General features: G+C 56.7%; 9 protein-coding genes and 1 tRNA gene. 2 read left to right on the top strand and 8 right to left on the bottom strand.

The window, feature by feature from the left end:
• Positions 1-123: 123 nt before the first annotated feature.
• From ACEQWH_RS10805 to ACEQWH_RS10795, 3 genes are all read right to left on the bottom strand, one after another.
• Positions 124-618 carry a (2Fe-2S)-binding protein gene (locus ACEQWH_RS10805; RefSeq protein WP_370230686.1) on the bottom strand — a complete coding sequence of 165 codons (495 nt, stop codon included), beginning with the start codon at positions 616-618 and terminating at the stop codon, positions 124-126.
• Between the two features lie 13 nt (positions 619-631).
• Positions 632-1,486, bottom strand: coding sequence for a xanthine dehydrogenase family protein subunit M (locus ACEQWH_RS10800; protein ID WP_370230683.1), 855 nt, complete (start codon positions 1,484-1,486; stop codon positions 632-634).
• A 112-nt stretch (positions 1,487-1,598) separates the two neighbouring features.
• Positions 1,599-2,750 carry an MHYT domain-containing protein gene (locus ACEQWH_RS10795; RefSeq protein ID WP_370230680.1) on the bottom strand — a complete coding sequence of 384 codons (1,152 nt, stop codon included), beginning with the start codon at positions 2,748-2,750 and terminating at the stop codon, positions 1,599-1,601.
• A 158-nt stretch (positions 2,751-2,908) separates the two neighbouring features.
• On the opposite strand from ACEQWH_RS10795, the gene ACEQWH_RS10790 reads away from it, so the two are divergent.
• Positions 2,909-3,700, top strand: a complete 792-nt coding sequence (locus ACEQWH_RS10790; protein WP_372521399.1) for a class I SAM-dependent methyltransferase — start codon at positions 2,909-2,911, stop codon at positions 3,698-3,700.
• A 9-nt stretch (positions 3,701-3,709) separates the two neighbouring features.
• Here the strand turns inward: ACEQWH_RS10790 and ACEQWH_RS10785 are convergent, their stop codons facing one another.
• Positions 3,710-4,282 (bottom strand): TetR/AcrR family transcriptional regulator, encoded by a 573-nt coding sequence (locus ACEQWH_RS10785; protein ID WP_370230674.1) that lies wholly within the window; start codon positions 4,280-4,282, stop codon positions 3,710-3,712.
• 100 nt (positions 4,283-4,382) lie between these two features.
• On the opposite strand from ACEQWH_RS10785, the gene ACEQWH_RS10780 reads away from it, so the two are divergent.
• A complete protein-coding gene (locus ACEQWH_RS10780) occupies positions 4,383-4,952 on the top strand; it encodes a carboxymuconolactone decarboxylase family protein (RefSeq protein WP_370230672.1) in 570 nt (189 codons plus the stop codon).
• 117 nt (positions 4,953-5,069) lie between these two features.
• Here the strand turns inward: ACEQWH_RS10780 and ACEQWH_RS10775 are convergent.
• The 4 genes from ACEQWH_RS10775 to repA all read right to left on the bottom strand — a co-directional run bounded on the left by ACEQWH_RS10775 (position 5,070) and on the right by repA (position 8,804).
• Positions 5,070-5,145, bottom strand: a tRNA-Thr gene (locus ACEQWH_RS10775).
• A 104-nt stretch (positions 5,146-5,249) separates the two neighbouring features.
• A complete protein-coding gene (gene repC, locus ACEQWH_RS10770) occupies positions 5,250-6,428 on the bottom strand; it encodes a plasmid replication protein RepC (RefSeq protein WP_370230688.1) in 1,179 nt (392 codons plus the stop codon).
• A gap of 235 nt (positions 6,429-6,663) precedes the next feature.
• Positions 6,664-7,623: a plasmid partitioning protein RepB gene (gene repB / locus ACEQWH_RS10765; RefSeq protein ID WP_370230669.1), complete on the bottom strand. Its 960-nt coding sequence runs from the start codon at positions 7,621-7,623 to the stop codon at positions 6,664-6,666.
• Positions 7,623-8,804 carry a plasmid partitioning protein RepA gene (gene repA, locus ACEQWH_RS10760; RefSeq protein ID WP_370230666.1) on the bottom strand — a complete coding sequence of 394 codons (1,182 nt, stop codon included), beginning with the start codon at positions 8,802-8,804 and terminating at the stop codon, positions 7,623-7,625. Before repA ends, repB begins: the two co-directional genes overlap by 1 nt.
• Positions 8,805-9,080 lie beyond the last annotated feature (276 nt).

Genomic DNA, 9,080 nt, shown 5'->3' with positions numbered 1-9,080 from the left:
GTTTGACGTCATCGACATAGTTGCCTTTGCCCTGAGTAAAGCGAGCATCTTCCACGCGTTTGCGCGAACAGCCCATACCTTTCAGGTTTTCGACCCGCTCTTCGCGGCTTGTGACTTCATCTTTCATTCTGCCGCCTCCTTAGCTGCATTCATTTCAGACGCGGCGGCCTGAATGGATTTCACGATGTTCTGGTACCCGGTGCAGCGGCAGATATTGCCGGCCATACCAAAGCGGATTTCTTCTTCGGTCGGGTTTGGGTTTTCTTCGAGCAGCTTGGTAGCGCGCGTGATCATGCCCGGCGTGCAATAGCCGCACTGAAGACCGTGGTGCTCTTTGAACGCCATCTGCAGCGGGTGCAGGCTGTCAGCGTCACCGATGCCTTCGATTGTGGTGATGTCGGCGCCATCTGCCTGTGCCACGAACATGGTGCAGGATTTCACGGATTTGCCGTCGATGGTGACTGTGCAGGCACCGCAATGCGAGGTCTCGCAGCCGATGTGCGGACCCGTGATGTTCAGCCGCTCGCGCAGCGTATAGATCAGCAGCTCGCGTGGTTCGGCCAGAAACTCTTCGTCCTTGCCGTTCACCTTGAGTTTAATGTGCATTTTATCTGACATTGAAAGGCCTCCCTTATGCCCGCGACCACGCGCGCGAAATCGCGCGCTGCAGGATCACACCGGCAACGTGTTTCTTGAATGCGACGGGGCCGCGGTTGTCTTCGGTTGGGTCGATGTCCTGAAGCATGGCGGCAACGGCCGCTTTGATCGCTGCGTCATCGACAGCAGTTCCAACCAGCGCGTTGCCGGCTGCTTCGGAATAGACCGGCGTGTCACTCAGATTCGTCATCGCGATGGATGCCGAAACGCAGGCACCGTTTTCCTTGACGATCTGAACCGCAGCCGCAGCCGTGGCATAGTCGCCAATCTTGCGCTTTTGCTTTTCGTAAGCGTAGCCGCCTTTCGGAGCGGACAGGGTGACGCCTGTCAGAATCTCTTCGTCCTCACGGGCGGTCATATAGGCCGCTTCATAGAACTCACGCGCCTCAACGTCGCGCGATCCGTCCGGACCAAGCAGCGAGAAGGTCGCATCAAGGCACTGCATCAGACCCGGCATGTCATTGCCCGGATCGCCGTTTGCAACATTGCCACCGATGGTGCCCATGTAACGCACCTGAGGGTCCGCGATCTGCAAGGCCGCTTCCTTCAGGATCGGCGCGATTTCCGACAGCGCCGCGTTGTCGATGAGGTCTGATTGCGTGACCATCGCGCCAAGGCGAATTGTGTCGCCGTCGATCTCGATTCCGTCGAGACCTTCGATGTTCTGCAAGTCAATCAGATGGGGAACATCAGCCATGCGCAGCTTCATCATTGGGATCAGGCTGTGACCGCCTGCCAAGACGCGCGCGTCATCTCCGTGTTCTTCTAAAATGGATAAGACCCCGGCAAGATCTTTGGGTCTGTGATATTCGAATGCCGCTGGAATCATCGGCTTTCCTCCCTTCAAGCAAATGTTCTGGCTAGGGAGAAGAAGTGCCGTGGCCCGGCACAACAGGCATTAAAAAATCAATGAAAAACGGGGATTTTGCACCAATTGCGTACTATGGTGCACGAACTGCACTGACCTGCGCCGCCAGGATATCCTGCACTGCACGCAGCTTGGAGCGACTCACGGGGGCTTGGGGTACGTCGTCGCCGTCAAACAGGCATACGCCCTTGTCCTTGGTGCGCTCAAACCGCATGACATGCGTCGGGTTCACCAAATAGCTGCGGTGAGTTTGCATGAACCCTGAGGCAATCAATCGTTTCGAGGCTTCGGTGATGGGCCAGACACAGAACAGCCGCTCGCGCGCGGTGTATACCTGTGTGTAATGGCCGTCTGCGCGCACAAACAGCACCTCAGAGGGCGCGATAAAGATTTTGCCACCGTCGCGCTCACAAGGGATCTGCAAAGCCGCTGGCTTTGCCACTTCTGGCGCTGGCGTCGCAGCTGGCACCGGATCAAGGCTGTCATCTGCGTCGGTGTCGGCCACTTCCGTTGCGCTGACCAGATAGGTGACGCCCACCCACAGACAGGCCCCAAAGATGACAAAGCTGAAGACAATCACGCCAAGCGCCAAAGTCTCGTTGCTCATACGCGGGCCGAATTCTGTGGACCCCGGCAGCGCAATAAACTGCGTGCCTGACATGGCCAGAAAATGCACGGAACAGACGGCGGCGGCAAAACACAGCGTCCCCAGCAGGATATTGCGGTTGGTGCGCTGCCCATAGGCCACCCAGACCGCCAAGACACAAAGCCCGATCGCCAGCAGCGAGGAAAACAGAAAGCCAAGCGGTGTGTAGACCGCCTTGCACAGCTCGAGCCCCGCCATGCCGATGTAGTGCATCACCAGAATACCGATCCCCAATATTCCCCCAGCCAGGGTGATTATGATCGGGGTGCGTTCCGTGAAGTGCAAAAGGATCAGTGCCGCGCCGACGATCAGAATGGCCGTCAAAGCAGAGACAAGCGTGATCGCCGCATCATAGAAAAACAGGATCGGCAGTTGCAGCCCCAGCATCCCGATGAAATGCATCGCCCAGATCCCGCCACCAAGCGCGACCGATGCCAGAGCCACAGAGACTTTGCGTTCAAACACCGCTTTGGACGACAGGTCTCGCGTCAGGGACAGGCCGGTAAAACCGGACACAACCGACACCAGAACCGCCATGGCTACCAAAAGGTTGCTGTGGGAAAACGGCAAAAATTCCATGCGCGCAAGATGCCCAAGCAGGCGGCGTTTTGCAAACGTTATAGGCAGGTCAGTGCAAGCCCCAATAAAATAGGCGCATACAGCCGTTGTTTCGCGTCTCGACACGGATCTGGCCGCACAAAAATGTCAAAACTGCGATTCATGCTATAGCGGGGACAGTGTTTGAGAGTGAGGGCCGTGTGATGGCGCAGGATTATGTGACGATCAATCGAGACGTCTGGAACGACGACGCCGAAAACTGGGTCGCTGGGGGCCGTCATCTGTGGTCCTCAGAGCCTCAGTGGGGCATCTGGAACCTGCCTGATGCGGACCTTGGGTTGTTGCCCAAAGATCTGGACGGAAAAGACGTCATCGAGCTGGGTTGTGGCACGGGCTATGTGGCGGGATGGATGGCCAAACGCGGCGCACAGGTGACCGCGATTGATGTGTCAGAAAAACAGCTGGCCACTGCAAGGACGCTGTCACAAGAGCACAAGGTCGACATCACCTTCATCGAAGGCAACGCCGAGAAGACCGGTCTGCCTGATGCCGCCTTTGATTTCGCAATTTCGGAATACGGGGCCGCGATCTGGTGCCCACCGGATATCTGGCTGCGCGAAGCGTATCGCCTGCTGCGTCCGGGCGGACGGCTGGTGTTTCTGGGCAATCACCCTCTGGCGATTATTTGTTCTCCGGAAAGCGGCGCGCCTGCCGAGCGACAGCTGCATCGTCCCTATAAGGGGCTGTGGGGCGCTGACTGGACCAGAGTCGAGATCGACCCCAGCGGGATCTGTTTTGTGTTGAGCTTCTCGGAATGGCTCGCCTTATTCCGCGAGATCGGGTTTGAGGTTGAGAATTATCAGGAGCTTTATGCGCCGGAAGAGCAAACCGAAATGCGCGCCTTTATCCCAGCGGATTGGGCACGGGACTTCCCAAGCGAGCAGGTCTGGCATCTGCGCAAACCGGGCTAGCCCCCTGCCCTAAAGCCTGTCCAGACTTTGCGCGATCTCGCCGGCAATCGCCGGCGCGTCCACCCCGTCGCGCTCAGCCGAAATACGCAGACCGATCAGATCTGATTGATAGCGCCTTGCCAGGGCTTTGGGGTCATGCCCGGCCTGAATATCGCCCGAGGCCTGCGCCGCTCTGAAAAGATCGGCAAACCGCGCCTCAGCCTCAAGCAAAAGCGCGTTGGCCCTTTCCGCCAGCGCATGTTCGCGCGCGCGCAGTTCCAACACGGTTTTGGCCAACATACAGGCCTTGGCCGCCGCTGCACCGTTTTCAATCACCAGTCGCGGATATTGCTTGAGCGTTTCAAAGGCCCCCTGCTCTTCTGCAAGCTGCAACAGACGGTTGGCTCCATCCGCTGCGTATTTCTCTAGGGCCAGTTCAAACAGCGCGTCCTTTGATCCGAAAGCTGCATAAAAGCTGCCGGGCTTCATATTCAGAACCGCCTCAAGATCCTTCAACGACGTCCCCGCCCATCCCTGTTGCCAGAAAATGTCACGGGCCCGGTCGATCAGGACATCGCGGTCATAGGCTGGTCTGCGGGGCATGGCTCACCAATTCTTGAATGATCACTCAATTATATTCTTGAGTGATCGCTCAAAAAAGACTAAATGGCAAGAGACCACAACTTTTTAAGGATGCTGAAGAATGGTTGATTTCCCGTCCCACGACATTGACACCGCCCCAGAGGGCTCAAAGCCGCTGCTGGAAAACTCGCAGAAAGCCTTTGGCCGTCTGCCAGGTCTGCACAAAGTCATGGCCGAAAGCCCGCAGGTGCTGGAAGGCTATCAAGTGCTGCACAAGCTGTTCACCGAAACCGCGTTTGATGCAGACGAGCTGACGGTTGTTTGGCAGGCCATCAACGTCGAACACGAATGCCACTATTGCGTTCCAGCACACACCGGCATCGCGAAACGCATGAAGGTGTCAGACGAGATCATCGAGGCGCTGCGCAACGAGACCCCCCTGCCCTCTGCAAAACTCGAAGCTCTGCGCACATTCACCGTTCAAATGCTGCGCCAGCGTGGCAACGTATCTGACGCACAAGTCGAGGCGTTCTTCGCGGCAGGTTATTCGCACCGTGCGGTACTGGACATCATTCTGGGTCTGTCTCAGAAAGTCATGTCCAACTACATCAACCACGTCGCGGAAACTCCGCTGGATGAGGTTGTGAAACCACTGGCCTGGGAACGCAGCGCGACCCATTTGGAAGTCTAAGAAAAACGGGTGCGGCTTTGGGGCCGTGCCCATCCACCATCGAGGCCCGGACAGGTTTTAGCGAAACAGAACGCGTGTGCGGGAATTCCGAAAAGCCAATGTGATTTTGGGTGAAGATGGTGCCCCCACACGGACTCGAACCGCGGACCTACTGATTACAAATCAGTTGCTCTACCAGCTGAGCTATAGGGGCACTGGAGCGTCACTTAATGAAACCTTTCGCGGGACGCAAGCAGGTTTTTTCATTGCGGGCACAAGTTTTTTTAACCGCGTTGACAGCTGTCAACTTGCGCCCTGTCACGCCATGCCCCCTGCCCGCGTTCCCGCATCTGGCAAAAGTGCTTTCAGCATGGGCCAAACGTGGAATGACCCGTCCTCTGCCCGCTGCGTCAGGCGCCGCAAATAGCCTCCCGGATTTCGGATCGTCTCGATCTTTTGCAGCATACAGGCCAAGGTCAACGCAGCCTGTTCTGCGCCCATAACCCGCATGGCGCGATGCCAGACATCCGAGGTAATCCCCATCATTGCGTGAACATGGTGAGCTGTTTCAACCAAATCAGCATTTTGCCGGAGTTCGCCTTGGGCATATGGCAGAATATCTGGGCATGCCTGCTTCACGACCGCAATCGGGACGGATGTGACGATCGGTGTGGTTTCAACCTGATCTGTTTCTTCGCGCTGTTCAGATTCTAATTTATTTTTATTTGAATTCTGTATGTGCCGCTCATTTTGGTCGTCACAGGCGCTCATTTCTTTTGGTTTCTCGATGTCTGGGGTCAGGATATCCGTCAAATGATCCACAGAGGCGCTGAGAGCCTCACAGATCGCTTCTAGCTCTTGGATGTTTAGCTTGCGCCGCAAACGGGTTTGAGTGGCCGTAAGCGCGGCTTCTAGCGCGTCCCAAGGGCCTGTCATCTGGTTGAGCTTTGCATAGTCCAGCAATTTCCACGCATCGCGTTTCAACAGCATGGCTTTCTCACGCAAGGCGACGCGCGTATCTTCGCGCTGTTGTGCCTCCTGAGCTGCCAGGGCAATGCGTTCGGCGTTCAGAACAAGAGGGGACAAATCAAACCCGAAGGCACGGGCAATGTCGCCGTTGCGACGCACAGCATAGCGTTTGCCGTTTGGGCTGTCGTGACGCGCAATCAATCCGGCTTTGACCAGCAGAGCAAGATTACGGCGCAGGGTGCTTTCAGGCATCCCATGCGCGCGTGTCGCAAGCGTACGGTTGGAGGGAAAAACCACAAGGTCGTCCGTGCCAAGTTCGGGAGATTTGTGGAAGCTGAGCAGCGCCTGCAAAACCACCAGCGCGGACCGGTTCAACCCAAAGTCATCTGAGGCAGCCGTCAGATTGCGCAACACGTCCCATTTGTTCACAGGCTCGGCGGTTGGGTCGGGCAGGGTGCGCGCCGCGCGCAGTTCGCTCACTTGTTTCATCAGGCCAGCCGTTACCGGCTGCCGCCCGAAAGGCGTCATTGTCAAAGCTTGCATAAATTTTCACGAGACAAAGATTTTTTGCCCGTCGGAGTCCGACGCCTGTTGACAGCTGTCAACGCGGGGCACTAGATTCGGAGGTGCTAAAACACGAATTAGGGCCTCTTGGGATTGATCCTCAGCGATTACTTTCCGAGGGGCTTTATTTTTTCTCCGTCTTTGTCGTGCCTCCGTTCTGCTCGTGTCTCATCCAATCGGGCTGTTTTTGATTTTTGCCCTATTCTCCGGTCTCAGATTTCCAAGTCCGGTGAATCTCCTTGAGGTTGTCAGCAAGCCAACGGTCAAAGCCGCCGTCTGCCTGCATCACCATCGTCATTTTTCCGCCCGCCCATTTCGCCGTGGCAAGTGTGTTGCCGTCTACGTCCGCAACGGTTGCGGCTTCGATTTTAGGGGCGGCCTTTGGTTTCTTGAGCCGCGCTTCCAGTGATTCCAGCAAGGCCTTGAAACGATGATCTGAGCCCATCTCGGGATCGATCAGCGCGACAGCTTCGGTGCTAGAGGCCCCGGTGCGGTCCATCGCATCTTTCAACGCAAGCCACCGATCGCGGCCCACAGAGGGGGCAGGGCCGATGGCTTCGATCAGATCCACCGGGATCACGTCGGCCACGCTCAGCATGCGCGAGATCACGGTCTTGTCCACATGCAGCGCGTCCCCGATCACCTTGCGCTCATAGCCGTCGTCCCGCATCTGCCGCGCAAAGTTGGCGCGTTCGATGAAGGTCAGATCTTTGCGCGCGGTGTTTTCCTGGCCTTGCGCCAAAATCAGCGCGCGGTCGTCCAGATCGCGGATCAGCGCTTTGACTTGCAGGCCAAGCTCTTTGATCGCACGCAGGCGACGGCGGCCGTAAACCACCTGATAGCGTTCCGGATAGTTCGGGTTTGGCCGCAACAGCACCGGCACTTGCTGGCCATATTCACGGATCGACTCTACCAGCGCTGCGTGATCGGCGTCATCCTCTTCCAAACGGTCGGCAACACCGGCGGCATCCACCATCCGAGGGTCCACCTCGATAACAGAGCGCGCCTTGAGTTCCTGAATGGACTGGCTGACCGCCCCAATGGCCCCCTTGGCATAGCGCGGCGTTGTTACGGGCTTGGCGGAGGCATCTGCGCCCTCGCCGGTCTTTTTGTCACCCGCGCCATCCATCAGCCCTTGCAAAAGGTTCTTCCGTGCCATCAGCGACGCCCCCAAGCTTGCTGCACCAAGGCCTCGATCTCGCCGTTGACCGCGTTCAGGCTCTCCATCGCGCGGTCATAGGTGCTGCGTGTGAACTGAGATTTCTCGACCTCGTACAATGTCTGCTTTGTGATACCAGCATCCGAAATCGCGGTGGATTTCAGCACCGGATGGTTCAAAACGTGATCGCCAAACATCGAGCGCATAAAGCTGACCATCTGGTTTTGCGGCCCGTCACCCGGCTCGTAGCGGGTCACAACATAGCGCATCCAGTCATAGGACATGTCGCCGCCAGCCTCTGCGACCACACCAAGCAGATTCGAGGTCATCAACAGAAACTGGCACATGGACATCACGTCCAGCATCTGAGGATGTACGGTCACCAAAACGGCGGTTGCAGCGGACAAGGCACTCATGGTCAAAAACCCCAGCTGAGGCGGGCAGTCCATGACAACAACGTCATAATCCGCCTCGATTTGACCCAAGACGTCCCCAACTCGGGTAAAGAAAAGGTTACCGGACCGTTCCGAGATCGCCCGAGGGGTCTCATGTTCGAATTCCATAAGGTCCAAGTTGCCCGGAATGATGTCGAGGTTGGTAAAATACGTGTTTTGTATAATGCTCTCGACGGGAACCGGGTCTTCATAACGGATCGCATCATAGAGGGTGCCACCGTCCAGAAGGTCGAATTCAGGCTGAAACCCATGCAGGGCAGACAACGACGCCTGCGGGTCCAGATCCACCGCCAATACCCGATATCCATCCAGCGCCATCTTCTGGGCAAGGTGTGCTGAGGTGGTGGTTTTGCCTGACCCGCCCTTGAAGTTGATCACGGTAATCACTTGCAAATGGTCGCTTTCTCGGCGACCCGGCAGGTAGGTTCCGGGGATTTTCGCCCCGTTTTCAAGGACTTCGCGCAGGTTCTGGATGTCTTCGGGCGAATAATACCGCCGTCCGCCCGCGCGGATCTCTGGCTCTGGGCCCCTGCCCTCTAGGTGCAGTTTGCGCAGGTAGGCATCCTTCACTCCCAAAAGCTCTGCCGCTTCACCAGAGGTGAATTTTCTCAATTCTTTCCGTGCATTAGGTGGAAACAACTGCTCACGGTGCGCTTGCAGTCGTTCTGACAAGCGCGCGGCGTGGTCTCCCACCAATACGTCAATGCGTTCCTGGCCCGAGTTCATTCTGCCCTCTGTATTTTGGCCCGTTCTTGTTTTAGGTTGCCTCAAGTCGGGGTCGTTATTATCAGCTTCTGCCGTTTGTTACGGTTAAACCCGTTTTAAACAGTATTTTGCGTAATTATCTTTGGAGCTATAGATTCTGGCAAGGGTTTTTTCCACAGGCCTGACTCGCAAAAGTTGCGCCGGAAAATCCCATCTGTGGCCAGATCCAAAAACAGTCTCTAATTTGACAGTTCAGAGACGAAAACAGACTCTATGCAACGCACTAAATCGCGCGTG

The organism is Cognatishimia sp., from assembly GCF_964229375.1.
Lineage (GTDB): Bacteria > Pseudomonadota > Alphaproteobacteria > Rhodobacterales > Rhodobacteraceae > Cognatishimia.
The sequence above is the reverse complement of the archived record's forward strand: the minus strand, read 5'-3'. Positions and strand labels throughout refer to the sequence as shown.

Coding starts and splice junctions, on each gene's coding strand:
- ACEQWH_RS10795 (WP_370230680.1), bottom strand. CDS start 2,750: ATGGAATTTTTGCCGTTTTCCCACAGCAACCTTTTGGTAGCCATGGCG.
- ACEQWH_RS10805 (WP_370230686.1), bottom strand. CDS start 618: ATGTCAGATAAAATGCACATTAAACTCAAGGTGAACGGCAAGGACGAA.
- ACEQWH_RS10780 (WP_370230672.1), top strand. CDS start 4,383: ATGGTTGATTTCCCGTCCCACGACATTGACACCGCCCCAGAGGGCTCA.
- repB (WP_370230669.1), bottom strand. CDS start 7,623: ATGGCACGGAAGAACCTTTTGCAAGGGCTGATGGATGGCGCGGGTGAC.
- ACEQWH_RS10785 (WP_370230674.1), bottom strand. CDS start 4,282: ATGCCCCGCAGACCAGCCTATGACCGCGATGTCCTGATCGACCGGGCC.
- repA (WP_370230666.1), bottom strand. CDS start 8,804: ATGAACTCGGGCCAGGAACGCATTGACGTATTGGTGGGAGACCACGCC.
- repC (WP_370230688.1), bottom strand. CDS start 6,428: ATGACGCCTTTCGGGCGGCAGCCGGTAACGGCTGGCCTGATGAAACAA.
- ACEQWH_RS10800 (WP_370230683.1), bottom strand. CDS start 1,486: ATGATTCCAGCGGCATTCGAATATCACAGACCCAAAGATCTTGCCGGG.